Source organism: Nostoc linckia z4 (genome assembly GCF_002608075.1).
Lineage (GTDB): Bacteria > Cyanobacteriota > Cyanobacteriia > Cyanobacteriales > Nostocaceae > Nostoc > Nostoc linckia.
In genome coordinates this window covers 13,569-38,540 of sequence record NZ_LAHA01000073.1, presented here as the reverse complement: position 1 = coordinate 38,540, position 24,972 = coordinate 13,569, and the positions used below count along the sequence as shown (strand labels likewise).

Below are 24,972 nucleotides of genomic sequence, written 5' to 3'. Positions count from 1 at the left end.
GTTGCTCTAGCCTCGCTTTCTCGGCATAGGTAGCCCTAAACGTGATGGTTACTTCTCGCTTTTCATCTGGTGCTACTGACCGATTGGTTAATGTGTCAGCTAGTTGATTACTAAGATTGATGCGGGGGTCTGGCTGCATAACTAATTAGGCGTTTAGCTCTTTAAATATTTATTTTTCACCGGGTTATTCGCGCTCTGCTGCTACGGCGCTTTGCGCCGTAGCAGCAGAGCGCGAATAACCCGGAACCTCTTGTTGACTCATTTCCCCCTTTAATAGACCTGTTTTAGGGGGGTTTGGGGGACACCCCCAACAAGCAAACACGCCGCTATTCCGAAGGAATAGCAGCACCGCAGGTGCGTTACGGCGTATTGCTTGCCTATGCCGCCACGACAGGCTAGGGGCAGCGGGAACCAAGGGGCACAACGGGAGACTGGGGGAGTACGAGATTTTGGCGAATCACGATTGACTCTGTGCAATCACTTCGGTGTAACCGAGGGCATAGTCTATTGGGCAATGCTGGTCATACTAGTGATACGAAGGATGTTGATTCGTGCGTAACTGCTTTTTTAAACTAGTCTACCTCACGAAGATACAAACCCTTTTTTGTTGATATTCGTCACATCACGACAAGAAACTTAAACTTTTGATGACCACGTTTTTTTTACAATGGAATAATTTATTACTAGTGCTGAATATGTCGCGCAAACCAAAAGCTGTCCCTTTATCAAAAATCGAAGAGATTCAAACCAGTCTTAAACAGAAAGCCGCGACTCCTAAAACTATCAGCCTGTCAGATTTAGTTCTCAGTTTGGCTAAACCTATTCAAGATATGTTAGACGCTGGCTATTCTTATGACGATGTTTCTGATGTGTTTAAAGGTCATGGGGTAGAACTGGCGGCCAGTGGTCTGAAGATTTTTCATAAAAAAGCAACAATTTTAACGGGGAATAATTCAAGTAATGAATCATCATCTAAAGCGGTTGAAGAATCAGTTAATTCTGACTCCGAGCCAGAATCAACTGATTCTTCAACCACAACTAATAATGACATTGCAGCAGTAGAGCCAGATAGTTCACCAATTGATAGCAGTGAACCATCCGGCTCATCATCATCTAAAACTAGTAAACGAAAGAAAACAAATCCTAATACTTCTTCCCAATTTAATATCACTGATAGGAGCGAAATATGAAACGCATCGTGATGATACTGGGGGGCAAGGGTGGTACAGGTAAGACTGCCTTTACTCGCTTGCTATTGGATGTAATGCACAATAAAGGAATTAATTATCTAGCTTATGACGCAGATACAGAGAATCCAGAACTGTACGAGTACTATCAAAATTTTGGCTCAGGAGTAAGGCTGTTGAACTTCCTGGAGGTGGCAGAGGCGAAACGCTTCTTTACGGAAATCAAAGCCGAATCACCGGACTCAATAATAGTAGATATGCCGGGGGCATCAAGCAATAAAACTAGAGAGATTATCAGTAAGTTTGGGCTATTCAAGATTGCAGGTGATTTGGGTTATCGGGTAACGCTAGTGACTGTGCTTAACCTTGGGTATTCGGTCATCACTAGCTTAAAAACTATGGCGGAATTCTGCGGCGCTCAAGCTGATTATGTGATTGTGAAAAATCTATGCTGGGATAAAGGTTCAGGTTTTCAGCGTTGGGAGAATAGTAAAACGTCGGCAGCTATAGCCGAACTAAAAGGTATAGAAATAGAAATGCCAGAGCTAGACTACTCGACCTTTGACACGTTGACAGAGAAAGGTCTACCTTACTCGGCTGCGACTGAAGAGAACGGATTTCCTTTTGGAGATTACCTGCTAGTGAGTGGATTTTTAGATCAGGCTAAACCAGAACTTGAAAAGGCTGGAGCTTATCTAGGGTTACAACAACCTCTCGTTGTGGTTCCTGCTGAGTCGAACACCTCAACTTCAAAACAGACAAAAGTTACTGCGTCTACTTCTCGTCGGGGTCAAAAGAAAACTAATGAGCAACAACAATAATGGCAACGGCAATCACAGAATCAGAGCAGGGGGAGCAGGGGGAGAAGAGAGGCAGGGGGAGAATGAATTAGAATCGCAGTCAAATAAAGAAGAAATCCTTACCTCCCCTGCTTCCCCTGCTTCCCCTGCCTCCCTTGCTCTTGAAGCTAGTGAATTGGGTGAGGTCAAGATAGCATTGGGCAGATTATATAGAGAGTTTGAAAGTTTTAAGCAATCACAAAAAACTGAACGTGAAAGAGATAGGGCGGAGTTACAAGCATGGGCGCAAACGAATTTAATTCAGAATCAACTCCTCAGCAAAGCGATGGTGACAATCGAGATGCTGACGACCGAATTGAAGAATCAGAATCTCTGCTCGAACGAGTACGAGCAGAGCAACGAGAATTTGAGACAAGAATTAACTCCCTTACTGACGCAGTTAAAGAATATGCCCAAGTCCTCATCGACATTAGAGAGCTTAGAGTTCAAAGGGCTAAAGAGCGAGATAACAGAATTAAAGCATGGTTGGAAAATAATAGTAGCTCACATCGAGAAGTTGAACGGGACGATCCAAGAGTTGAAAAACACTCCTCACCCGAAACCCATCACCATAGAGAAAGAGGTTTATCGCTCTGAACCCCTAAGTAAATACGGAATGATGGGGCTGATTACTACATCTTTTGCTTTGTCAATGTTCTTTCTGCTAAATCAATTTATTCCGGTAAAAATCTCGGATGATTTCAATAAATATCTACAAGCTATCTGGCAGCGCACTGGTTTTACTAATACCAAGTTACAGAGGGTTGAACGATATCTTGGTACTGACCAAAATCAAAAAAAACGTGCAAGGTAATCCGGTAGCTAATGCCAATTAATTTACTGATAAAAGCAGTATTGGTTAGGGATAGTTGGACTAAACCGAACCAATACTGCTGTCTTGATGTCTGGAGTTGATGTCTTTGATATAAGTGCAAATTCAAGGCTTTTTGAGATTGCAGTAATATTAAATCAGTGAACAGTCAACAGTTATCAGGCGTATAGTGGGGGATTTAAATCAGTGAACAGTTAACTGATAAGTGGGTGAGTTAAACGCAATTATCTGAAGTGATAACTGTTAAAAAGCGGTAAACCCTTCTTTCTCACTACCCTTCAATTGCTTGGATTCTATAAGTTGTGCAATCGCACTCCTTAAATAGCGAACACTCCTTTTATCTTCGCCCCATTTTCGGCTATTTCTAATCGCTGCAAAGCTAACTGGTGTTGCAACAGCTGAAGTAACGATGTTTAAAATCAGATTTTTATCTGCAAGAGAAATACTTAATTCTTCTTCTGCTTCTCCAAATTCAACCTCTTGGGTAGGCTTTGAGAAAATAGACTCCAGCTGATTAACTGCGTCAGGTGGTGCAATCCGTTCGCCTCTGGGCATCGTTACTACCTCGTGATGCTGTACCAATTCCGGGAAGAATTTTAGTAATGTTCTAGCTGGATCTGGCTGTTGATTGCCTGGGTGCAATGAAGTCTTCAACCATTCAGGAATCATGCCGAGATTGCCACCACTAACAGGTTCGGCAAAGTTATTAGGGTTAGCCTTAAAATATTCGCCACTAGCAACATTAATCTTTCGCAATCCACCAGCACTAACAGACTTAGCTACACAGCCAATAAAGTTAACCGAGGCTTTAAAGGTATCTGCTAGTCCTGCTGTTGCCTTGCCAACCACAGAAGTTAGGTTCGAGCCGTGCAAAACAATGATTAATGTACCGCCACATTTGGCGAAGCGAGAAAGTAAATATTGGATAGCCCAAATGCGATCGCTCTCATCAAGTAGGGACAGCAACCGCATCGCCTCATCAATGACTAACAGTAAGTTTTTGTGGGAGTAAGGTTCACTTGCATCTAAGCGTTTAAGAAATTTAAGCAAGTCACGGGCAACTAGTTTATCAGCCCCATCTGCATCTTTTTCCGGGTATTTAAGAGCAGAAATCAGATTGCAACTAAAGGGGTAAACGTCCACCCCGGCTGTAAAGTATTGGGTGTTTAATCCCGAATCTAAAGCTAGAGATAATGTTGCCAAGATTGCTGCTAAGGTTCCCTTACCACCTCGCTGAGTACCAGCGATCGCTATCACCTGAGAACTCATCATGTCTTCTATTTGGAAACCACTTTGAGTTAAGGCAGTGATGAGTGCGTTTGCTCTCTGAGCCAGAGGGAGATGAGTTATAGTCTCTGGTGAAAGCCCCGGCGTTGATGGCTGTAACTCCTCCGGTTTAGAAGGATGATCTGCTTGGTGACTGTCCCGAATATCTACTTGTGGTGATTGAAATTGTTTGATATCTACGGTGGGTGGTAACTGGGTTTGAGCTTGTGCAATAGCACTTATCTCCGACAGATTCACACGGCTATCAATGGTCACATCCTGTAAATGGAGAGCCATGCTTTGATAAGTGGGTAGCTGACGACCCTTAAGCTTGCCAAACCAGCCAAACATCCAGCGATAAGCATAAAAACGTTTTCCTGGTTCAACTTGGGTTAAATACTGGCCAATATTTTCAAATTCAGCATGAAGAAAGGCGTACTCTTCTGCTGATTGTCGTTCTAGAAATTTAACAGTATTAGCAAGATGATCTGCTTGATAATTGCTTCGATTATCATAGTCACCAGCACGAGCTAGAGCGTCTATAAAGTTGCCACGTACAAAGGGTAAGGGGGCAATCTCTTTGGTTCTATTGGAGTGTTCGACAACAAACCATAACCACGCAGCACCGCCAATTAAACCACCAACTATAGCCAAAGGATTAACCGCATAACAAACCGCTCCTATCCCCCCAGCTACCAAGCCAAGTACACGAGTCATGTCTGCTTCGTTCTCAGATTGCCGCGCCATTTCAAACAATTGCTCTTTTCTCTCTTGCAGCCATTGGGCGATATTCCCGGCTTCTAAATGCGAGAGACTAGGATACTGTAATCGGAGATATTCTGTTTCTTTAGTTGTGATTTTTGGGAGATTATTTTCCACAAGTTAAATGCCTTATTTATCTAAAGTCAGCCGCTCCCAGTGCGCGGACTTTTGCAAGATGTTGGGGTGCATGGTAAGGGGAAATTTCATCTCTTTCCCCTTTACCCCAAACCCAGTACCCCACAAATGCCAAGAAGTCTAATCTTTGGTCAACCGCCAAATAGCAAAACCAATTTCACCCGCCATCATTGTGCCGATATTAAATAAGATGCAGCCCAAAATCATGAATGGGGCTGTAAATTCAAACGGGTTACGAGCTGCAAAGGTGGTCACAATATCAAACACCCAAACCGCAATCACAACCAGCCCTGCGCTAGAGCGTGAGCGTGTCCCTGCGGTCTTATAATCCTTCCAAAGTTCACCTACCAAGTCAATTTTTCCACTAGGCTTGGTTTCAAGCTCATAAACCATGTGGTCTTGAAGTTCCCGCCTAGCTGAATCTGGGTTTTTACCGCGTAGGGCGTGGGCTTCGATTACTTGCACACCTACAGAAATTATGAATGCCAAATAAAACAAGGGGTTAAACAGTGCAAACGGCACGTTTAGCCAGTTCCAAGTCGGCTCAAACCAAGGACAAACAGGTGGCCCAGTAAAGATTAATTGCCAAGTTGAATCAGCACTTATTATGGAACCACCGATAAATAAAATCCCACCAACTAACGCACGACCCGCACCACCGTTAGCAACAAACTGATTGACTATAGCGGCGGCTGCCCTAATAGGTAAACCAACAATCATCACAACAGCCTTGGCGCAAAAATCTATAATTTCACCAAGCGTTCGCTTCTTGCCTTTAGGTTTACCATCGCTGTTGCCAGTACTATTACTCTCTGCACTTGATGAACCTAATCCCATTATTTTCTCCTCACTGGTTTGATATTTTGAACGTTTTTACAGATTCCTTTGGCTTTGTATTTCCACTTCCAAATTCCTTCTTCTATTCGCCCAATACACCTACCAGTTGCGTCAAAAACATCAACAATTTCATCATCTTGATAAATGGTTGTGTCTGGTCTGGGATTGCGTTTACTGCTATCAAAATAATTCGTGACTCTCAGTTTTCGAGTTGTGGGCATGACTCCCGCCTCATATAACGCATCACTGGTTTTTGCCCGTTCTTCTATGCGTTTACGCTCTAATCCTTCGGTGGCTTTTAATCTCTCGGCTTCTGCATAAGCCCCCAACTTGGGTACTAAGGGGATGATTATAGGCAACATACAAACACCAACACCAGCCAAAGCTAAATACAGTTGTTTCTTGTACATCTCACTGCACCATTGCTTTAATCAATGCAATTTTTTCCCATTGCTTTAACTCATGCAGTCGGTTCCATACTGACTCGGATTCGTTGCTAGGAGGCGAGTCCGTATCACACGCTAACCATGCTTCATGGGCTACGCGTGCAATTAGCCAGAGTGTATCTGATTCGCTCATCTTCTCTAGTCCTTCGCCCCATGTCTCACACATATCTTTAATGAGTGCGTTGTCGTGAGAGAGAGAATAAAATCCTACTGGGTGCGCCATTTTGATATCCTTTAATGTGTGTACTGTTTTCATCCCTGATGCAAGTCACAAGTGCGAACGCTTTTCTTGACCGGGCAAGCGTTTGCACAATTATTCTTCATCAAAACTGTTAGCGAGTTGTACTTTTTCAATGCCATCTAGAACTTCATAAATTGATTGAATGGCATCATTCAAAACCAAGTCGTTTGATGTAGTAAAATGCTTCGAGGTTTGCAGTCTCCTATATTCGGGAGTAGCTTGAATCAATCTTAAAGTTTGCTCAACACCAGCCAGAATGATTACTATTTCTTCTGTGCTAACAATACTGTTCATCTCGCACCTCGCTTGAAAGTTAAACTTGATATTATTCACCTCTTATCGCCTCTAAATCACCTAAGTTAATTTGATGATTGTTATGTGAGGATAATCTTTCAAAAACTACTTTCTCTAGAGCTTTTCTCAGCCAGTAGGCGGGGGTTGTACCATCCATTTCTGCAAGCATTCTGATGGCTGGAGTCAAGTCAGTTGGGACGTTGTAATTAAGCCGCTTGTTTAACATCGGTCGTTTCTCCTAAGTAAAGTTTTTTCATCTCTGATAAAGCAACGGTTCCAGGATTTTCTGGAATCAACAAATTACTTTCGGGAATGCTTGCCTTGAGTAATCTTTCTTTAATCAACATCTGCACAGGCGCGATCGCAAACGCACCGCCACACAAAGTTACCTTGCTGCGTCTAGCCTTCACGGAGACATCATCCAGGGCATAAGCCAAGGGAGAATCTTTCATCCATGAATGAATAGCGTTTTCTAGTTCGGCTCCAATGTTTTCGCCATCAGGTGCAATCGCACTTATGCCGTTATCGCCAACGGTTGCAGTTTCCAAAATCTCGCGCAGTTGGGAGGGGCGAATCATTTTAGAAGAATCGGTATTGCTCAATGCCAGAGAGAATTCTTTGATTAGTGTGGCAACACCACCGCCACCATTCGGGCTACAAGTTACCCGTTTTGGTAATTTGCCGAGATTACTGTATTCGCTGATTGTGGCTGTACCATATCCAATATCAAAAGTATGGAACTGTTTATCGTCAAAGCGTTCGCTTGCCCAAAGTGACGCGCCATACCCCTCTGGAAATCCAAGAAAGCCCTGCTTTGAGAAGCACAAACGGTATCTAACACCGTCTACCGCTATCCACTTGCATTTTTCAATGGCTTTTTTTAGTTCTAATGGAGAAGCTAGGGAGAGCGTTGATAAACGAATGTGCAAGGTTCTACGTTTGTCGGAAGTGCCTGTGGACAACTCCAACAGATTCGGCAGAGATGCGATTGCGCCTAGTGCCAGTAAGGGGAAGTAGTCTACTTTGTAATTTTCTCCATCGCTCATCGCTATGTACTCTTTACCTTGCAGTCTGGCGGAGCTACCAACAACCCAATGCTCTACAACATCTTTGTTGTTTTCATCTTTGGCTCGGCTGAGGCTGAAAGCTCCTAATTCTCCAAATGGCACTGATGGTACACAACACACCAGAGATTCAGTCTTCATCACTGGCGGTTGCTGAGTTTTGTCGAAGCATGTTGTGCCAGTTTCGTTGTTAACAAAAGCCTGATATTTGATACTGGAGCGCCCAGCATCTAGCATCAAATGAATTATTTTTTTTGATGGCATCGATGCTTTCTCTGTTATAGTTGCAGGCTCGTTTATGTTCGGTGCGTCCGCGCTTATAGATGTTGGTTGTTTTTTAGGTCTTGACATATCGTTTGGCTCTCAACTTTTTATCGTCACTGTCACAAGCAAAAGTAGTCAAAATCAACTAACGTTTCATGTTTCATGTTTCATATTTCTGGCGAGTGTCAGTGGCGTTTCACGGTTAAAGTGAGGCTGAAACATTGATGCAACCGTTGAAACTGTTTCATGAAACGTATCTATGAAACACTACTGAGTATCTTGAGTCCCCCTTGTGGGAGCCTGTGACAGCATCGAATTTTGCAATATCTGAAGTAAAAGGAAGTTAACCACCTCTGCATGGTCATTAATACCCAATTCCTGCGCTTTATTGCTGATAAATGGGTGTAGAGACTGCCTGATTGTTACTCGCATAAATTCTCCTCAAAATCAATTCGCAGGCTGAAGTCGCCAAGAATACGTGTATCTTGTCTGCCATTGGCGTTTTTGCCTTCTCTGCTTTTGCGTGGTAGCTAATTAAGTAACTCTGCCGTTTCAACCATCTGATACAGGCTTCGTCAAACCGTGGCATTTATGCCATAGCCACACTATAACACCAAATTACTCTATTACGCTAAAACTCTAGTACGCAAAAATGAAAATTACTGATTATAAGTGGATAATCAAAAAGTAGAGTTTATGAGTAATTGCGTAATTGTGGGTAGACCTAAAGGGGATAAACCAGATGAAGTGGCACATCTTAGAGCAAGGATGCCAAAGGATTTGCATACAGAATTTAAGTTGTGGTGCGTTAAAAATAATCGGACGATGGACACCGTGATCTGTGAGCTAGTCCAGGAGTTTTTGGATAAGCAGCATTCACAAGGATAATTGCGTACTAGCGTATTAGGTGTAGAATTGCTTTCAAAGGCTATAGATAAAAACAGGTATGTTGACTGAAACAGCAGCTCTAATACCACTAAGTACATTTATCCAGGTTTTGACGGCTATTAGCGATCGCGATTGGGTACGGTTCAAGGAACTTGAAGTCAGTTTTGCAAACGCTCACGGGGTTGAAACTTGGGCAGATGTTTTCAACTGGAGAATCATGCCCGCGCTAGAGCCAGAGGCTAAAAGATGGCTGTTAGTCCAGAAATGCAGCCAAGGTATTAAGTCAGTCAAAATCTTAGATTAATGTCTTTTTGAAGCAGCATCAACAAATTGAATTATTTTTAGCCCACTAATACTATTAATATAGTGACGTATTTATCTGGTTTTTAATACTAATTGAAAACTTGTATAAGCTTTGCTGTGTCTTGGCTTGAGGAAAATAGATAAATTGTTTTATTTTATAAAGCTGAGATATTTATTATTTTTTTTGCCTGAGATAATTTACTATGTAATAAGACTATACCCTTAGTTCATCTTTTCTAAGTGTCATGTCACTCGATATACATAAGAAAAGAATGCCTCCCCAAGACTCAACTAGTTAGAGCTAGTTGTTTAACAGTCCTAGAAGACACCCCGTAGTTTTTTTCTATTAAATTTCTTTATAACCTAATGTTATCAGTTCCTAGTACTTCTTACAACTTCCTACAACGGGTTTAACGAGAAATTTGATTAAAATTTTGGTGAATCTTCAGGGGAGGTAAAACCACATCACTTACCTCACAAGGATTTCACAATGGTAGCCCTATTAAAAGGACAAGAGACAGTTGGCGGCTCCGTTATGCCAGGGGCGTTCGCCTCCTTCGACATCCGAAATTTTCAAGATCAGCTAGAACCGTCCAAAGCTAAAGATAAGTTTATTTGTCCAGTTTGTGGCGGGAATGACTTATCTATCGTCCCAGAAACCGGGAAGTACAGATGCTTTAACGGCTGTGAGTGCAAACACGTCAGAGAGGCGATCAAACCTTGGGCTGAAGTTTTAGCAGAAAGGGCAGGGGCTAATTACACAACTTCCCCAAAAGCGAGAATACCCAAGAAAGAGAGAATCTTGCCCAAACCAGCACCAATTCCAGATGGTGAATTAGGTTTGGTGATGTTGACGGATACTGTAACCGATATTCCCCAACCGAAAAAATTAACGAGTAGACCACCAAAAGATGTTGAGGGCAGTGCCACCGAAACAATTTATCCTTACTCAGAATCACAATGGATAGTTCGCTACCAGTGGCCAGATGCCAATAAGGAGAAAGGTTATAGCAAGACCTTTCGGCAATGGCATAGGCTTGCAGATGGCACACCCCAAATGAAAAAAGGCGATTTGCCTTGGGGAGCATACCGTATTGATGAAGCTCTAGCCGCCGCTAAATCAGTAAATGGAACCCCGGCATTACTCCAGCATGAAGGCGAGGGATGCGTAGAAGTGGCTCGCTCGCATGGTCTTGCTGGAATTACCTTCCAAGGCAGTGGATGGGATAAAAAGACTATCACACCCGAATATCAACGCGCAATTGAAGCAGGCATAGGATTAATCGTTTTTCTCCATGACCCCGATGACACTGGGCTAAAGAAACTCCAGACCTGCCAGGACTGTGCAGCCGAGGTAGGGATTGGATTTATTGGAATTAACCCCAATAGCATCTGCCCCGATTTACCATATAAGTCGAGTGATATCAAAGAAATCTTGGCGCAGATGGAAACACCAGAATTTATCCGCAGGCTAGAGCAGGAGATTCACGCGGCTGTAGCAGAGCGAAAGCAAGCAGAGCGATCGCAATCGCAACAGGTAGAATCTGAAACTATTGAAAAAGAAGTTACGGATTTATCTAATTCCAAAATAGATATTGACCCAGCAGACCCAGAGGCATTTTACTTGCCTGTATGCCAATCCATGAATTTACCCTATTCTAACTGCGTGACGGCGGGTACTTTTGATGGCTGGGCTTACCGAAAAATCTTTCCGAAAACTGAATGGATGGTAGTGAATTCATCCTTTTACAAATGGTCACAAGAGAATAAGCAATGGCAACACCAAGATGATAATAAAGCTTACAAGCTCCTCGCAGACGCTGGAGAATCCGCTTACAAGCTCTCTTACACAAAAACATTTGGTTGGAGAATAACCAAGCCTTACGAAACTAACGCACACAAGGAATCTGCCTTTAAATATTGCCGCAGTCGCTTAGAACCAGCAGAACCACTGCCAACCAATACTCATTTATTAGGGTTTAACAATTGTGTCGTTGATTTGCGAACTGGTGAACAAATGCCTCATCGCAAAGATTTTTACCTCACTAATATTATTCCCCACGATTACGAAGCCAACAAACCATGCCCAGAAGTTTTTCTCAAATTTATAACTGAAAGCTTTGGATCAGAATTGGTTGAAGTAATTCGGGCATTCACGAGTATGTTTTTAGACCCAACTGCCCCTTATGGTCGGTTTCCCCACTTAATTGGCTTAAGTGGTGGGGGCAAGGGGACGCTAGGACGGTTTTGGAGTAGTTTATTTGGCGAATCCGGCTCTAGTAGCGCTTCACAATTTGCGGATATTTCTACACCGGAAGGACGGCATCAATATTTAAGTGGAAAGCGGATATTTGGATTCCCTGATGTAGGAGGTTATGCCGAAGGAGTCCGAGCTTTTTACGAATTAGTTGACAATGGGGCAATGAGCGGACGCGCTTTATTCAACCCAGTGGCTTATTCAATCCAGTGGTACATTCGGTTTTGGGTTGCCTCTGTAAGTCATCTACAGATCGAAAATGCTGGCGACGGTTGGATGCGTCGAGCTTACCCAATTCCAGTAAAAAACCGAGATGTAACCCCTGACCCAGACTTGTGGCTGAAACTACAAGAGGTGAAGTCCGACATCATTTCTTGGGCTTTAGCAATGCCACGAGCAGAACGCGATCGCATTTTGTTATCGCCACCTTCTTCAGATCGAGCGAAGAATCTGGCGCTAGAGGCATCTTTGTACGGGGACTCTACCAAATCCTTTGTGGATTTGTGCTTACGCCCTTCAACGACCGAAACATTTATCCCACAAAGCCGTTTACACAGTTGGTATGTACTTTACTGCCGAGAACATGGTTATGCTCCTTTGGGGATGTCCAAATTTATTAGCCATTTAAAAACAGTCTTGCCCCACAACTTCAAAGAACGTAGCTGGACACCTACGGTCAACGGAAAGCGTGAAAGAATTCAGTCCCACTTTGCATTCATTGAACCACTGGCTGGGGTCTTTGAGATGAAAGTACCGGAAGGGCCACCGGATTCTTCACAATCCAGGGCGGAATTTTGGTATTGCTTTAAAGATAAATGCCTTGAAGGGGGAATAGAGGAATTTGAAGAGTTTTTTCACCCGACCAAAACGCCAGAACCCTTACACAGCAAGACTGTCCACCCTGTCCACCCACTAAATACCCCTCGATTTGACCCTGGACAAGCCCAAAGCCTTACACAGCAGGGCTGTCCACCCTGTCCAATTGTCCCCCCCCAAGAATTAGCATTGCAAAAAAAAGATGAAGAAAATTCTGAAACTGGAGTTAATCAATTTGTCAATTTAACTGATAACCCTTCAGTCCCCAATGACAATGCGTCCAACTTGGACAGCCTTACTGTGACATCTTTTGAGCCTGTCCAAGAAGTAAATCTTGCCGAAAACTCCTTGGACAGCCAGGACAGCCATCCTGTGACTGGGTTTTCTCCTCGACAAGATGGTGAATTGATAAATACACGAGAAAGCGAATTATCTCGCCCGGAATTGAAAGTTGGGGATAAAGTTGAGTTTTTCAACGACAGTGTTCGCAAGTGGCAAGTCGGAATCATTAAGAGCGTTCAATTAATGGAAACATATTTCTGTAGCGCAACAATTGACTATCGAGGCAATAAACATCAATTATGTCAATTAGAAATCTTCAGGAGTGATTGGATAAAATTTCTGCATTAAGGCGTTAAATCAGTTAACAGTTATTGTCACCGATGTAAAACCCGATTAGGGAATTTTGCAGCATCGACAATGCCGCCAGTCATGTAGACACTTGATAGACAATTAAGATTGAATTAGACCGCGATTTCTCTCCTATTAACAATAATCATGGCATCTGCTGAATTTACCTCGCTTGAGTCAACCCAAGCAGTACCGACAGTTGAAACTCCATCGGATGAAGAGCAAGTAAATGTTGATACGTCAACAGAAACAGATGTTGAATCGACAACAGCAATATTTCAAGCTGTTGGGGTAATTACTGGGGATATCAACTTCAGTTCAGATGGACAAAGCACTGTTACTATCGGTAGCTATGAATACCCACTTTACTACTCGAAGCGACAATGGGATGTATTAAACGCTCTCAAGAAGGAAATAGAAAATACTGGCAACCATAATCAGCGTTTGGTTGTTTATCCAAAGGCAATTCACTTTCCACGCAGAGAGCAACCCCATCGCATCGCTTTTCAGTTAGTGGGCTTTGACAGAGGGCGAAAACTAGATGCAGTTTCAGGAGAGTTAGAAGACCTGGAGTTTAAATTATCAGGATTATGGCAGTTCATTCCTGTCTGCTCTACTCCCTGTATCTCGGTGTTCCGAAATTTCTCTGATGAAAGACTCGAATTTATTAAGCAGTCCGAGCCTGCCCGAAAGGTGAAATTCATGAAGGCAAGTCATATACCCTTGCTATGGAAAGATGCACCCGTCCGACCCTTCAGATTTAATCCCAAGGTGGCTAAAGAGGAGCAAGGACGCGCAGCCTTTGTGACAGTCAAGGCTAAATTTCTGCCAGGGCGTGATGTCTTCGGTTTTGTTGCACTGACTGCGCTACCACAAGAAGCTGCACCCAGATTTCTCAAAGCGTCTAAGGAGGATAAAGCCACAGTGCAACTTGCAGCTAAGAAAGCGCAAAGAGCAGCAGCACCACCTGCACGGAAGAAAGGTAAGTCAAGAGCGACTAGTCAGGATAATACCTCTGTGCCGCGTACCTTACCAAAACCAAAGTTAAAAACGGGTGAGTAAAACCGCTTTAAAGTTCTATCAGTCAACGCCATCATGGGGTTATATCTGTTGTGTGGCCCCCTGAATAAATAAGTATTTGCAATAGGATAGTCACCCCTGACTGGCGCTCACGTCAAATTAAGGTTTTGGGGCGTTAGGCGATGATTTTGACATAAGCTCGCTTTGACCCAGGCAGACCCCCTTTTGTTCAACTGATCGCTTGATAGCTTTTCACCCTCATGGGCATTACCGCTTGATCAGAAACAACAAATCAGAGAAACTTAATAGATGCACTCATCGAATTTTTCAAAATGATATAGCTACAATAGCTGTAGTGGTTGATTCGTCAAAAAAAAATTTCAAGTAAGTATCTTTTAAAAGCATTGACAAAATGCTCAAATTTATGCTAAAATAATGAGCACCATAAGAAAAAGGCTCGATTAAGAATTATATCGAGCCTTTTTCTTATGGTTGAACTAAATATTAATAATACAAAATATTTTACTAAATTGAATAAAAAAATCTAATCAATAAAACCAGCGTACACATACGGTGGAATAAACGCTTTGGCGTTGTAACTGAGTAGTGAAGAAGTGCCATCAGATTTATCCATAAAGATTTGAGCTTAAAAGCTCATGATGAAACGTTATTTATTTTAGATAAATACCAACGTTTCATCACAAAATAGCCAATTTATTCAAATTATTGTGTTAAAGTGTCGGTAGATATATACAAATACCAACTTTTTGTCTGATAGGTGAAAAGATAGAAGCTAAACCAAGCGGTGGATTAGAGTATGACCAAAATGCAGCAGGTATTGGAACTAGCTCATAATGCAGGTGCGATCCGTGCCAAAGATGCAGAAGCAAAAGGAATTCATCGAGACTATCTCAAACGTCTTGAGCAACAAGGACTTCTCATTCGTTCTGCCCGTGGTATTTATACTTCCACGCTTGCAGAAATTACAGAGAGTCATAGTCTGGTTGAGGCTGTCAAACGGGTTCCTCATGGTGTAATCTGTCTGCTTTCTGCCCTTAGCTTTTATGAACTGACAACCCAAGCCCCCTTTGAGGTATGGCTAGCGATACCTCAAAAAGCTCGTGCGCCTAAAGAAGATATTCTTCCTCTGCGGATTGTTTATATGTCGGGTAAAGCTCTAGAATCCGGGATTGAAGAGTATGAAATTGAAGGAGTGCGTGTTCCGGTTTATTGTCCTGCCAAAACTGTTGTAGATTGTTTTAAGTTTCGCAACAAAATTGGTCTTGATGTTGCTTTGGAAGCACTGCGAGAGTGTTTGAAAGAAAGGCGCTGCACCATAGACGAAATTTGGCATTATGCTAAGATTTGCCGAATGCAGAACGTGATGCGCCCCTATCTCGAATCACTTGGATGAGTAAAAAACAGCTTCATAATATACCAGCCTCTATCAAAGCGCGATTGCTTCAACTATCAAAACAGCGAGGAGAGGATTTCAATTACCTTCTCACACTTTATGCCGCAGATCGCCTTTTATATAGGCTTGGTCAATCTTCATACAAGCATCGGTTCATCCTAAAGGGAGCGACTCTCTTCAGGATATGGAATGATGAGCCTCATAGGGCAACTAAAGATTTAGACATGCTTGCTCATGGGGATAATAAAGCCTCATACTTGGAAGAAGTATTTCGGGAAATTTGCCGCATTTCGTTTGACCAAGATGGCATTGTTTTTCTAGAAGAAACTGTTACGGCAGAAAAAATAAAGGAAGAACAAGAGTATGAAGGGATAAGAATTAAGCTAACAGGTCAACTGGCTTCTACTAATATCTCGGTTCAAGTAGATATTGGATTTGGTGATGCAGTTACACCAACAGCTGAAGAAGCTGAATTTCCCTCCATCCTAAATTTGCCAGCACCTTCTTTACTTGTTTATCCTCGTGAGACAGTAATTGCTGAAAAGTTCCAGGCAATGGTTAGTCTTGGCATAAGAAACAGCCGACTAAAAGATTTTTATGACATTTGGTTTCTTTCTCAACATTTTGAATTTCAGGGAGATATTCTTTACGAAGCTCTTAAAAACACATTTAATCGACGCAGAACATCGTTGCCAACAACACTACCCTTTGCCCTGACATCAGAATTTGCTCTTGATAACGATAAACAAAGACAATGGACAGCTTTTGTTAAGAAGGGGCAGTTAAAAGCAGAACAGGTTTCATTGCCTGAAGTTATTGCGGTTATTGGGGAATTTTTAATGCCTCCTTGTTTGGCGGTCGTAGAAGAACAAGGTTTCCATAAAACCTGGACTCCCTCAAAACATTGGTCTGATATTTGATCCTTGTTCTCAAACTGAAGATCCGAAAAGAAAAGAGCAAGCCCAAGAGAGTAAGCGATCACACCTGCCGATGGTAATAGACGAGATGCGATCACATCTATTTATTTTTCCGAAGATGCTCGTTTACTAGCTCACTCATTAAAAGTCTTGCTAAAAGTTCTTCAGGCATATTTCCTAGTTGAGTAGTTTTATCCTGTAAGTCAAAAGATACGGTTATTATCCCTCTTTCTAGTTTGTATGTACCTGTATATGTACGTCCATCTTGTTCGTAGATGACAGTTTTAGATTCTGAGTTACCCATAAATAAAATTACTCTATTTCTTATGAACAGATAAAGGCGACAGCCCAGCCCATCTATATAAAAAAGAACATTGAAAAACTAAGCTTCAAGACGTTTAGGGCAAAAACCGAATTTTTCTAAAAGTGTATATATAAGACGAATATCAGAACAATCCCAGGTAATGCTAACACTGTTTGAAAAATCAAATTCAGGTTCGCCAACACCAGCCCATGCCGTATAACCGGGAACTATAGTCTCGTTATAAACACAAGTCAGTACTCTGTTTTCAGGAACTAGAACGGAGTTACAGCCTCCATCATATTTAAAAGTTCCAGCAACCCATCCATTAGGCGTTAAATGCCACTCTCTCCACTCTTTACTGCCCATATTTGTTTGATGTTTTTACTTTTTTAAATTTGGTAGACATTTCTAAACTAAGGACAACCTATTCTTCCCCAAAAAAAGAAACGCGATCGCAAATCTTCCATAGATTTGTGTTTATCTCAATCGCCCAAAATGCTCCAAAAGTCTATTGTAGCCCCGACCGCGCAATAAAGCTTAACGACCTGTATCAAAAAGTGCTTCTACTGGTAGTTCTAATCCATCAGCAGCTATCAACTCTATTTCAAAAAATAATTCATCCTCCAAACCAAAGTTGCCAGAAATCATATCCTGCCGCACGCCCCAGTTTCATTGATGCGGAAAACGTGCAGCCTCACATTCGAGTATTTTTCATGTACCATCTGGGCAACTGCTTTTGTACAAAAGTAGAATTGTACTAAAATACAATTCTACAAAAGTAAATTAGTATATTTGTGACATTGTACTTTAGTAATTTTATGCAATTGTTTTATGCCAAATCCGCCAACAGTCGTCTCCTTGGGCTTGGCTGGGGGTCAGGGAAAGTCTACGGTAGCCTTGATGCTGGGCAGGTATTTGGGTCGCTTAGGAATTCCCGTTTTATTTGTGGATTGCGACCCTCAATCTAGCTTGACCAGTTTTTTAGGGGTACAAGTGCAGCCTGATACCCCAACATTACTGGAAGTTCTGACACAACCAGAAGAGAAAACAAAAATTCTTGATGCCATTGCCTCTGTACCTGACGTTAAACTGGGCGACCGGATCATTAACAATAGCAACCTGTTCTTGATTCCTTCCGATGATGGCTTGGAGAGTGCTAACTATAAATTGGCTTCCAGTGGCTTAAGTCTGTTTATTTTAAGAAATCGCCTCCAGCCAATTGTGAGTAATTTCGGTGTGGCAATTGTAGACCCACCCCCAGAACGTTCGCATTTAGCGCAGACTTCCTTGGGTGCTGGCGATAGATGGGTGATTCCAGCAGAGTCAAATGTCAAGGGAGTGCAATCGCTATTGCGGACTATGGAATTAATCAAAGAATTTAAAGCAGCTCTACCTTATGGTGAACTACTGGGTGTAGTGCCGTTTCGCGCACGCTGGACTGGGTTGCATCCAACAAACGCTACTAAAACCAGCATCGATACCATGCGGCAGTTGGTAGGGTCGGAGTTAATGTTGCCGCATATTTTGGAATCGGATGTATTCAAAAATGCCATCAACCAACGGGTTGCACCAACAGACTTGGGGCAGCCAAATCTGGAATATGCAATTCATGTCTTAGCTCAACGACTCAAGCCAGCTTTGCCAGAAGAATATGCCAAATTAATTCCATCAGAACCAGCGTAAGAAATTTTATAAGTAGGTAAAAACATGAATATTCTAGACGAAATCAGAAATAGAGCGGTTGCACCAACAGTTGCACCACGACAGGATGTGTTAGCTCCACAACAGCAGGGTTCGACTCCCCCTGATGTGACATCGACTGCTGATAGCTCCGTTTCTGAACTCACTTTATTAGAAGAGCAACTAGCCAACTTTCCTGAAATTGCGCCTAGAGTACCTGTACGCTTGTCAGTGTCAATCAAGCAAGAACTCGATGAACTATGCAACATTGAAAAGATAACAATTGAAACGCTCTTGGAGGCTTTTTATGTTACCTGCCAAGATAAAGATACAGTCATGAAACAAGTGCTAAAAGAAGCCAAAAAACGGCTGAAGAATCGCAAAGAAGCAGGTAACATTCGCTCTAGCATTACTCGTTTAGCTAATTTGGCCAAGAAACTAAAGTAGCAATTAGACCAAAGTGCGAACACAGACACAATATCTAGGAATAGAGCGCCTTCTGGCCCAAATGGGTGGAGAGAAAATATATTCTCGCACTGCATAACGTCTAGGAGGTGTACAGTCAGCCACTTTTAGGGGAGGATTTATTTTAAAGCATCTACTAGACAGTCCGTGAACACTCACCGCGCGATCGCTGACAATTTTAATCCTGAATCGCTGGCGTTAACTGAACCAGTACCGCTAACTATGCACCCGGCTGAAGTTTACCTCAACAGTCTAGGTGAAGGTTCGCGGCGGACGATGCGGGAGGCGTTAAATGCGATCGCTCGACTGCTAACTAATGACATTTGTGATGCAAGCACCTTGGATTGGTCAAAGTTGCGTTACCAGCACACAGCTGCGGTACGGTCGGTACTGATGGAAAAATACAGTCCGGCGATGGCGAATAAAATGTTGTGTGCATTGCGGCGGACGCTCAAGGAAGCTTGGCGGTTAGGGTTGATGTCCACGGATGAGTATGGACGAGCGGCTGATATTGAGTCTGTCCGGGGCCAAAGTTTATTGAAGGGGCGCGAACTTGATCCCGAAGAAATTGCTGCGCTTTGGTCAGATTGTATTCAAGATGACTCAACATTGGGTCGCAGAGATGCGGCACTGTTGGCAGTTTTGACGGTAGGATTGCGCCGCAGTGAAGTAACATTTCTTGATTTGAGTGATTTTAAACCGCGCACTCGGTCATTAACAATACGGGAAGCTAAGGGGCGGAAGGAACGAATTGTCTACTTACCTGAAGCTGGTGTGCAAGCTGTTACTGATTGGTTGTTGGTTCGGGGTAAAGCACATGGGCCGCTTTTTTATCCTTTAAATAAGGCACAGAAAATTATATCAAGACGGATGAGTGAGCAGGGGGTATTACGAGCATTGCAACGGCGGGGAGAAAAAGCTGATGTGGAGGCTTTTACACCTCATGATTTTAGAAGAACTTTTATCGGTAATCTATTGGATGCAGGTGCAGATATCGTCACCATAGCGAAACTTGCAGGTCATGCGTCGCCAAATACTACAAGTAAGTATGATCGGCGGGGCGAAGCGGCGAAGAGACGGGCGATTGATTTGTTAAATGTGCCTTATAGTAAACGGAAAAACCATTAGTTTAACTCCATACCAAGTTAGGTAAGCAAGCCCCTAGATACAAAGTTACTCAAAAGCACTCAATGCCTCAATTGTTTCATCGCTGAACTAACTAGTTCAGTATAGCTATTATCGCAATTCTCCAGCGCTATCAGTACCTAGTCACAATTAATTTTACACCCATTCATAAATGACTACAAAGGATGGATTAAAAAAGCATACTCTTCCACTACCTTGTTACCTATCAAATGTTCTTGGATAATTCGCTCAATTATTTTCGGGGTTGCCTGACAATACCAGACACCATCGGGATAAACTACCAAAATAGGTCCAAAGCAACAAACTCGCAAGCAATTAGCTTTTGTTCTAAAGATGCAACTGTGATTTTTGTCTGAAGGCTTGTCAAGGCTTAGCTCCCTTAGCCGCTTTTTTAAGTATTCCCAAGAATCTAGGCTAGTTTCTTTTAAACAGCATTTAGCATCTGATTGGTCAGCACAGATAAATACATGTCGCTCAATTTTAGCTAGTCCTAAGCTCTTTACACAGGTGAAAAGAACATCGTTATTTTGAGGAACATCGATATTTTGTGCTTTAAGACTGGACTGCTTCACTATGTTATTACTCATTGTTAATAATATCTAACCTTGAAAAAGGTAAGCTATCTGAATAAAAAGCTTTCAGTAGTGTGCAGGAACTAATTGTGCAAAATTAATTTTACATGACTCCTAGTTGAATAAGTCTTTGTCCCAACTGTTATGTACAGTTCAATTTGTACAAGCACTTAACAGGGCTAAAACTAGCGAGGCTGAAACAAAGTGCTATACAAAGGCTCTTAACCTTATTCAAGAAGGTTTTTAGAAAAAACTAAACTCAGTTTTCGTTCTACATCCATTGTTCCAATTAAAAGTGTCTGAAATTTATGGTCTGAAACCCTTATAAATACGTTACTTTTCCGTGTAATAAATAAAAAATAACCTAGACAGTGCAATAATTTAAGCAATCTTATCTAATCTTTTACAATAAATCTAAATTTTTTGCAACATCATCTAGTAAACAAGCACTTGCTAAGACGGTTGTGTCATTGAAAGTTGATTGTAGTTCATTATTTTGCGTGCTTTCTCTAAAGACATTCCTCGATTCACTAAATTCTTAATTTTCTTCTCAACCTCATAGATAGAATTTGCTCGCTCCATAACTTCCTTAAAAATATCTTGAGGAATAATAACTACTCCGTTATTATCACCTACTACTAAGTCACCAGGAAGAATTTTAACTCCTTCAATAGTAATAGGTATATTTACTCCGACCAGCCTGGTTTTACCTTTCCCAGTAACCATAAAAGAACCTTTTGAAAAAATCGGATAATTTAAAGCATCAACTACACTAGCATCTCGATAAACCCCATTGATAACTGTTCCTCGAATATTTTTATTTAATGCACAAATTGTTAAAATTTCGCCCCAGCAGGTACTATCAGTAATTCCTAAGTTATCAATGATAATTACTGACTCTTCAGGGACTTGTTCAATAAAATCAGCAGCTTGAAAATAGGTCTTGTCTTCATTAATATTTCTTGCTACTGTAAAAGCGGGCCCAAAAATTTTAAACTCTTGCTTATAAGCCTTAATTCCCCTTAACCCATTCGTATATCCAAACGATTCTAAAGCATCTGATAGTTCAGTTGTAGATAAGTCCTTATTGTAAAAACGGATATTCATAATTTATAATCCCAAAAAACTATTGTTTATTAAAACCAAATCGGCTACTCTAGCTAAACTTATACTATGTGAAAATTGAACCAACAGTAACAGCAAAACCACCTAACGTTATTAAGGGTTTAGTAGATATATATAAACGACTAGGTCGGTTTATAATATCGCCTTGCTCAATGATAAAGTCATGCTGACTCTGCTTAAAATTTGCTACTGCTGCTGCTAAAGCAGCAGCAGCTACTCCAGTTGCTGCGTCTTCATTAGCACCTGTCATTGGATTAAAACTTCGAGCATGGAAATTTGAATTCAGTTCAAGAGTTTCTTTAGTGTAAACATAAATACCATTGACCTTATTTTGCTTGCTCCACTCAGTAATTTTAGAGAATTGAAGCTCCAGATTAAATAAGACTTGAATGTCTTTGACTGGAAAGAGGAGTTTAGGGCTACCAATTGAAGCAACACAACAAGGATAATCAATATCTATAAAGCTTTTATCAGTAATGCCAAGCAAACTACAAATTTCTTGAAGGTTAAAATCTATATTCAATAATCTAAAGTCTTGGAGCTTCAGCAGCAATAAACTATTATCACTTCGTTCAACTGTTAAACATTCACCCTTACCAGTTTTAACAGTTAATTGCTTAGTATGAAAATCTGATAATAGATAGTGAGCAGCGCCTAGTGTACCATGTCCACAGGCAGGAATTTCCATCTGTGGCGTGAAGTAACGGAGAGAAACATCGACTTGTTCAGATTTACTAGAGAGTTGTACAAAGACAGTAACCGGATAATTCAAAATAGTGGCTAAAGCTTGCATCTCATCTTCAGAATCTGAAAAATTCATAATCACAGCTGCTGGATTTCCCTGATCTATTCTTGTTGTGAATACTCTTACTTCAATAGCTTCCATAATTAAATATTTTTATATAAAACAATTATTATGTAAGGGAAAAAACGGGTTGTTTACTTCCTCCTTGAAATAGGTTCAATTTCTCATTATCACTAATTTTTGAACCAAATCCTTGGAATTGTCCACCAAACATAAATAGATCAAAACTAAAGTTTTTAAAAGTAAAATTTTTACCTTCTTTAGCTGGTACTATCACCTTAGGAGGCGGTATAAACTCTTGAAGAATAAATGGTTTACCCCAACAGATGTTAATTCGCTCTTTCCACTCGTCTGGAGGTAAAGAACGTCCGATTACTACGCCATCACCTCGAATATCATATGCAGCCTTCAAAACAAGTGAGGATTGATATTCAAAAGCAATTTCTCGTATTTCTAGTTCTCTACCATAATACTGAGCAGTACCGTCTTCTAATTTATGGGACCACGGCAAGACATACTTTAGTAAATCTTGCTCCTCATGTGTAAAATTAGATTGAAAATTGGAACTGTTTAGATAGGCAAGACAAAGTTTACTCTCAGTAATATAGCGTGCTTGGAAAGAGTTTACATGACATATAGCTCGCTCAGAACAAGCGTGCAAAAAAGGCTGAATACTAGTAATATCTTGCAAAAGTGGGATAAAATTTGCAGTGTTAATCTTATTCCAAACTAAATCTACTTTTTTTCCATCAAACAGTAAATACTCACCTTTATACTCAAATTCTCTTGGATCTGCCACTACTGAACTAATTCCATACTCAGAGAATACATTGATCATTGTGAGGCTTTCTGGACTAACTTTACCATGAGGCTGTAGTATTGCAATTGTTGGCATTTGCTCATTAGTTCCACAAAACTCATGGTAAACAGATAATAGTTCTGAGACAAAAGCTAAGCTTGACTCAATAGCTTCATCAACTAACGTCAGATTATTCAAAAGTTTTGATATCGTTGGAACTTGACGAATTAACTTCATAATTCGACCAGTGAATATAACTCCCGCTGGACAATCAGTATTGTTCTCAAGAACTTTGAAGGGGGTTGCATCTCCAGTTAAAAAAGTATCGAATCGAGAAATTCTAATTTTACGTTTGTAGCCTGGATCAATTTTTACCAGAGATTCTGCTATTTCATCTAACATGAAAAAATCTTGAGTCTCTTTATCTTTTTCAAACACTTGAATAACTTTCTCAAGAATATTTAACAATTTTTCTGAAATTTTAATAGTTTGACTCCGTAAATGAGAATCAACTATTAACACACGTGGATAAAGTGCAAAAGGCGTATTGCGAAAGACATTTTTTTTATCTTCACATTTTTTTTCAATTTCCTCAATCTCTTGATATGCTTGAGAAGCATATTCGCTAATCAGTGACTGATAGGTTTCTTCAAAACTTAAACCGAACATAGCCATAAATTTTTTGTCCTATTTAATTAAAAAGAAACTGGATATAAGTAATGTGAGCCGTTATATTCTTTTTCATAAACGGTGTCATAGTAGTAAAGTTTTAATTGATTGGTAATATTGCCAATAATCCCTTTGCCAACAGTAAAACGATCGACAGATACAACTGGTAAAATTTCTACGCCAGTTCCGCACAGAAAAATTTCGTCAGCTAGATAGCATTCCGAGCGATCTATATCTTGTTGTTTACAAGATAAATTTAGTTTTTCAGCTATTTCAATAATAAAATTCCTAGTAATACTTTCTAAAATACCTTGAGTAACTGATGGTGTAATTAAAATACCATTTTTTACTAAGAAAATACAGGCTGTTGGTGCTTCTGCAATTTTCCCATTTTGATTAAGTAAAATTGTATTATCATACCCATCAGCCTTAGCTTGAAGAGTTGCTAAACGCCCATTCTGATAGTTAGCAATACACTTAATACGAGGAGGCATCATCGTATCAGAAATACGAATCCAAGAACTGATGGAAACATGAATCCCTTCTTGTTGTTTAGCCTTACGAGATTGTGGAAAAGCATCAATGGACAACATAACTGGATCAGAAACATCTATGCCACCCTCACCTTCTATAGAAGCAGCGCAGCGAATATAACAGTCTTCTTTAAGAAGATTGTGGCGAACCAAGTTTTCAATAAATTGAGAAATATCCTTAGAAGAATAGTTATGTTTCATTCTCATTAATTTCATAGATTCTAGCAATCGACGAATATGCTCATTTAAAAGAAAAATATTTAATGTTTTATTAGAAGAATTCCAATATCCCCGAATCCCCTCAAAAACAGACGCACCATATTTCATAGCTACTGAGGCAACATGTATAGTTGCATTTTCATATGGAACAATATCCCCATTTATCATTATGTAACGATTAGTCATTTTAGAAATTTATAGAGAGACTATTTGAAATAGATTTTATCAGAAAACTGTAATCAG

General features: G+C 40.9%; 27 protein-coding genes. 12 read left to right on the top strand and 15 right to left on the bottom strand.

Translation table 11 applies throughout. The annotated features are described in order from the left end of the window. Positions 1-647: 647 nt before the first annotated feature. The 3 genes from VF06_RS34040 to VF06_RS41655 all read left to right on the top strand — a co-directional run bounded on the left by VF06_RS34040 (position 648) and on the right by VF06_RS41655 (position 2,623). Positions 648-1,190, top strand: a complete 543-nt coding sequence (locus VF06_RS34040) for a hypothetical protein (protein WP_257208150.1) — start codon at positions 648-650, stop codon at positions 1,188-1,190. After that, a complete protein-coding gene (locus VF06_RS34035) occupies positions 1,187-2,008 on the top strand; it encodes a hypothetical protein (protein WP_099070593.1) in 822 nt (273 codons plus the stop codon). The genes VF06_RS34040 and VF06_RS34035 overlap by 4 nt, the downstream gene beginning before the upstream one ends. Positions 2,009-2,266: 258 nt before the next feature. After that, a complete protein-coding gene (locus VF06_RS41655) occupies positions 2,267-2,623 on the top strand; it encodes a hypothetical protein (protein WP_180267794.1) in 357 nt (118 codons plus the stop codon). Positions 2,624-2,769: 146 nt separating this feature from the next. On the opposite strand, the gene VF06_RS41650 is transcribed toward VF06_RS41655, so the two are convergent. The 8 genes from VF06_RS41650 to VF06_RS33995 all read right to left on the bottom strand — a co-directional run bounded on the left by VF06_RS41650 (position 2,770) and on the right by VF06_RS33995 (position 8,167). Continuing rightward, on the bottom strand, positions 2,770-2,967 hold the full coding sequence (locus VF06_RS41650; RefSeq protein WP_180267793.1) for a hypothetical protein: 198 nt from the start codon (positions 2,965-2,967) through the stop codon (positions 2,770-2,772). A 134-nt stretch (positions 2,968-3,101) separates the two neighbouring features. Beyond that, the gene (locus VF06_RS34025) at positions 3,102-5,003 is read right to left on the bottom strand and encodes a hypothetical protein (protein WP_099070592.1); all 1,902 of its coding nucleotides are present in this window, start codon (positions 5,001-5,003) and stop codon (positions 3,102-3,104) included. Between the two features lie 138 nt (positions 5,004-5,141). Beyond that, entirely contained in the window at positions 5,142-5,858 is a 717-nt protein-coding gene (locus tag VF06_RS34020; protein ID WP_099070591.1) for a hypothetical protein, read from the bottom strand. Then, entirely contained in the window at positions 5,858-6,268 is a 411-nt protein-coding gene (locus VF06_RS34015; RefSeq protein WP_099070590.1) for a hypothetical protein, read from the bottom strand. The genes VF06_RS34020 and VF06_RS34015 overlap by 1 nt, the downstream gene beginning before the upstream one ends. Position 6,269: 1 nt before the next feature. Beyond that, positions 6,270-6,527, bottom strand: a complete 258-nt coding sequence (locus tag VF06_RS34010; RefSeq protein WP_143861832.1) for a hypothetical protein — start codon at positions 6,525-6,527, stop codon at positions 6,270-6,272. A 90-nt stretch (positions 6,528-6,617) separates the two neighbouring features. Then, a complete protein-coding gene (locus VF06_RS34005) occupies positions 6,618-6,839 on the bottom strand; it encodes a hypothetical protein (protein ID WP_099070588.1) in 222 nt (73 codons plus the stop codon). 31 nt (positions 6,840-6,870) lie between these two features. Then, positions 6,871-7,065: a hypothetical protein gene (locus VF06_RS34000; RefSeq protein ID WP_099070587.1), complete on the bottom strand. Its 195-nt coding sequence runs from the start codon at positions 7,063-7,065 to the stop codon at positions 6,871-6,873. Next, positions 7,046-8,167 (bottom strand): hypothetical protein, encoded by a 1,122-nt coding sequence (locus tag VF06_RS33995; RefSeq protein WP_099070586.1) that lies wholly within the window; start codon positions 8,165-8,167, stop codon positions 7,046-7,048. The genes VF06_RS34000 and VF06_RS33995 overlap by 20 nt, the downstream gene beginning before the upstream one ends. Positions 8,168-8,863: 696 nt before the next feature. On the opposite strand from VF06_RS33995, the gene VF06_RS43560 reads away from it, so the two are divergent. The 6 genes from VF06_RS43560 (at position 8,864) to VF06_RS33965 (ending at position 16,415) form a co-directional block, all read left to right on the top strand. Beyond that, entirely contained in the window at positions 8,864-9,055 is a 192-nt protein-coding gene (locus tag VF06_RS43560; RefSeq protein ID WP_146195955.1) for a hypothetical protein, read from the top strand. A gap of 58 nt (positions 9,056-9,113) precedes the next feature. Continuing rightward, a complete protein-coding gene (locus VF06_RS33985; RefSeq protein WP_306419421.1) occupies positions 9,114-9,359 on the top strand; it encodes a hypothetical protein in 246 nt (81 codons plus the stop codon). A 489-nt stretch (positions 9,360-9,848) separates the two neighbouring features. Continuing rightward, on the top strand, positions 9,849-13,061 hold the full coding sequence (locus VF06_RS33980) for a primase-like DNA-binding domain-containing protein (protein ID WP_099070584.1): 3,213 nt from the start codon (positions 9,849-9,851) through the stop codon (positions 13,059-13,061). Positions 13,062-13,208: 147 nt separating this feature from the next. Further along, complete coding sequence (locus tag VF06_RS33975; RefSeq protein WP_099070583.1) at positions 13,209-14,123, top strand: hypothetical protein; 915 nt, start codon at positions 13,209-13,211, stop codon at positions 14,121-14,123. Between the two features lie 775 nt (positions 14,124-14,898). Beyond that, a complete protein-coding gene (locus VF06_RS33970) occupies positions 14,899-15,495 on the top strand; it encodes a type IV toxin-antitoxin system AbiEi family antitoxin domain-containing protein (protein ID WP_099070582.1) in 597 nt (198 codons plus the stop codon). After that, positions 15,492-16,415: a nucleotidyl transferase AbiEii/AbiGii toxin family protein gene (locus VF06_RS33965; RefSeq protein WP_099070581.1), complete on the top strand. Its 924-nt coding sequence runs from the start codon at positions 15,492-15,494 to the stop codon at positions 16,413-16,415. Before VF06_RS33970 ends, VF06_RS33965 begins: the two co-directional genes overlap by 4 nt. 97 nt (positions 16,416-16,512) lie before the next feature. On the opposite strand, the gene VF06_RS33960 is transcribed toward VF06_RS33965, so the two are convergent. Then, positions 16,513-16,716, bottom strand: a complete 204-nt coding sequence (locus VF06_RS33960; RefSeq protein WP_099070580.1) for a hypothetical protein — start codon at positions 16,714-16,716, stop codon at positions 16,513-16,515. Between the two features lie 78 nt (positions 16,717-16,794). Next, the gene (locus VF06_RS33955) at positions 16,795-17,082 is read right to left on the bottom strand and encodes a hypothetical protein (RefSeq protein WP_099070579.1); all 288 of its coding nucleotides are present in this window, start codon (positions 17,080-17,082) and stop codon (positions 16,795-16,797) included. A gap of 465 nt (positions 17,083-17,547) precedes the next feature. On the opposite strand from VF06_RS33955, the gene VF06_RS33945 reads away from it, so the two are divergent. The 3 genes from VF06_RS33945 (at position 17,548) to VF06_RS33935 (ending at position 19,989) form a co-directional block, all read left to right on the top strand. Further along, positions 17,548-18,399 (top strand): ParA family protein, encoded by an 852-nt coding sequence (locus VF06_RS33945; RefSeq protein ID WP_099070578.1) that lies wholly within the window; start codon positions 17,548-17,550, stop codon positions 18,397-18,399. A 24-nt stretch (positions 18,400-18,423) separates the two neighbouring features. Further along, complete coding sequence (locus VF06_RS33940; protein WP_099070577.1) at positions 18,424-18,843, top strand: carboxysome distribution maintenance protein McdB; 420 nt, start codon at positions 18,424-18,426, stop codon at positions 18,841-18,843. Between the two features lie 165 nt (positions 18,844-19,008). After that, positions 19,009-19,989, top strand: coding sequence for a tyrosine-type recombinase/integrase (locus VF06_RS33935; RefSeq protein WP_244918208.1), 981 nt, complete (start codon positions 19,009-19,011; stop codon positions 19,987-19,989). Between the two features lie 173 nt (positions 19,990-20,162). On the opposite strand, the gene VF06_RS33930 is transcribed toward VF06_RS33935, so the two are convergent. From VF06_RS33930 to VF06_RS33910, 5 genes are all read right to left on the bottom strand, one after another. Continuing rightward, positions 20,163-20,594, bottom strand: coding sequence for a (2Fe-2S) ferredoxin domain-containing protein (locus tag VF06_RS33930; protein ID WP_099070576.1), 432 nt, complete (start codon positions 20,592-20,594; stop codon positions 20,163-20,165). Between the two features lie 438 nt (positions 20,595-21,032). Beyond that, complete coding sequence (locus VF06_RS33925) at positions 21,033-21,686, bottom strand: RraA family protein (protein ID WP_099070575.1); 654 nt, start codon at positions 21,684-21,686, stop codon at positions 21,033-21,035. Between the two features lie 64 nt (positions 21,687-21,750). Continuing rightward, positions 21,751-22,590 carry a PhzF family phenazine biosynthesis protein gene (locus VF06_RS33920; RefSeq protein WP_099070574.1) on the bottom strand — a complete coding sequence of 280 codons (840 nt, stop codon included), beginning with the start codon at positions 22,588-22,590 and terminating at the stop codon, positions 21,751-21,753. Positions 22,591-22,618: 28 nt separating this feature from the next. Beyond that, positions 22,619-23,983, bottom strand: coding sequence for a hypothetical protein (locus VF06_RS33915; protein WP_099070573.1), 1,365 nt, complete (start codon positions 23,981-23,983; stop codon positions 22,619-22,621). Between the two features lie 20 nt (positions 23,984-24,003). Beyond that, the gene (locus tag VF06_RS33910) at positions 24,004-24,915 is read right to left on the bottom strand and encodes a branched-chain amino acid transaminase (RefSeq protein WP_099070572.1); all 912 of its coding nucleotides are present in this window, start codon (positions 24,913-24,915) and stop codon (positions 24,004-24,006) included. Positions 24,916-24,972 lie beyond the last annotated feature (57 nt).

Coding starts and splice junctions, on each gene's coding strand:
- VF06_RS34040 (WP_257208150.1), top strand. CDS start 648: ATGACCACGTTTTTTTTACAATGGAATAATTTATTACTAGTGCTGAAT.
- VF06_RS34035 (WP_099070593.1), top strand. CDS start 1,187: ATGAAACGCATCGTGATGATACTGGGGGGCAAGGGTGGTACAGGTAAG.
- VF06_RS41655 (WP_180267794.1), top strand. CDS start 2,267: ATGGGCGCAAACGAATTTAATTCAGAATCAACTCCTCAGCAAAGCGAT.
- VF06_RS34020 (WP_099070591.1), bottom strand. CDS start 5,858: ATGGGATTAGGTTCATCAAGTGCAGAGAGTAATAGTACTGGCAACAGC.
- VF06_RS34015 (WP_099070590.1), bottom strand. CDS start 6,268: ATGTACAAGAAACAACTGTATTTAGCTTTGGCTGGTGTTGGTGTTTGT.
- VF06_RS34010 (WP_143861832.1), bottom strand. CDS start 6,527: ATGGCGCACCCAGTAGGATTTTATTCTCTCTCTCACGACAACGCACTC.
- VF06_RS34005 (WP_099070588.1), bottom strand. CDS start 6,839: ATGAACAGTATTGTTAGCACAGAAGAAATAGTAATCATTCTGGCTGGT.
- VF06_RS34000 (WP_099070587.1), bottom strand. CDS start 7,065: ATGTTAAACAAGCGGCTTAATTACAACGTCCCAACTGACTTGACTCCA.
- VF06_RS33995 (WP_099070586.1), bottom strand. CDS start 8,167: ATGCCATCAAAAAAAATAATTCATTTGATGCTAGATGCTGGGCGCTCC.
- VF06_RS43560 (WP_146195955.1), top strand. CDS start 8,864: ATGAGTAATTGCGTAATTGTGGGTAGACCTAAAGGGGATAAACCAGAT.
- VF06_RS33985 (WP_306419421.1), top strand. CDS start 9,114: ATGTTGACTGAAACAGCAGCTCTAATACCACTAAGTACATTTATCCAG.
- VF06_RS33980 (WP_099070584.1), top strand. CDS start 9,849: ATGGTAGCCCTATTAAAAGGACAAGAGACAGTTGGCGGCTCCGTTATG.
- VF06_RS33975 (WP_099070583.1), top strand. CDS start 13,209: ATGGCATCTGCTGAATTTACCTCGCTTGAGTCAACCCAAGCAGTACCG.
- VF06_RS33970 (WP_099070582.1), top strand. CDS start 14,899: ATGACCAAAATGCAGCAGGTATTGGAACTAGCTCATAATGCAGGTGCG.
- VF06_RS33965 (WP_099070581.1), top strand. CDS start 15,492: ATGAGTAAAAAACAGCTTCATAATATACCAGCCTCTATCAAAGCGCGA.
- VF06_RS33960 (WP_099070580.1), bottom strand. CDS start 16,716: ATGGGTAACTCAGAATCTAAAACTGTCATCTACGAACAAGATGGACGT.
- VF06_RS33955 (WP_099070579.1), bottom strand. CDS start 17,082: ATGGGCAGTAAAGAGTGGAGAGAGTGGCATTTAACGCCTAATGGATGG.
- VF06_RS33945 (WP_099070578.1), top strand. CDS start 17,548: ATGCCAAATCCGCCAACAGTCGTCTCCTTGGGCTTGGCTGGGGGTCAG.
- VF06_RS33940 (WP_099070577.1), top strand. CDS start 18,424: ATGAATATTCTAGACGAAATCAGAAATAGAGCGGTTGCACCAACAGTT.
- VF06_RS33930 (WP_099070576.1), bottom strand. CDS start 20,594: ATGAGTAATAACATAGTGAAGCAGTCCAGTCTTAAAGCACAAAATATC.
- VF06_RS33925 (WP_099070575.1), bottom strand. CDS start 21,686: ATGAATATCCGTTTTTACAATAAGGACTTATCTACAACTGAACTATCA.
- VF06_RS33920 (WP_099070574.1), bottom strand. CDS start 22,590: ATGGAAGCTATTGAAGTAAGAGTATTCACAACAAGAATAGATCAGGGA.
- VF06_RS33915 (WP_099070573.1), bottom strand. CDS start 23,983: ATGGCTATGTTCGGTTTAAGTTTTGAAGAAACCTATCAGTCACTGATT.
- VF06_RS33910 (WP_099070572.1), bottom strand. CDS start 24,915: ATGACTAATCGTTACATAATGATAAATGGGGATATTGTTCCATATGAA.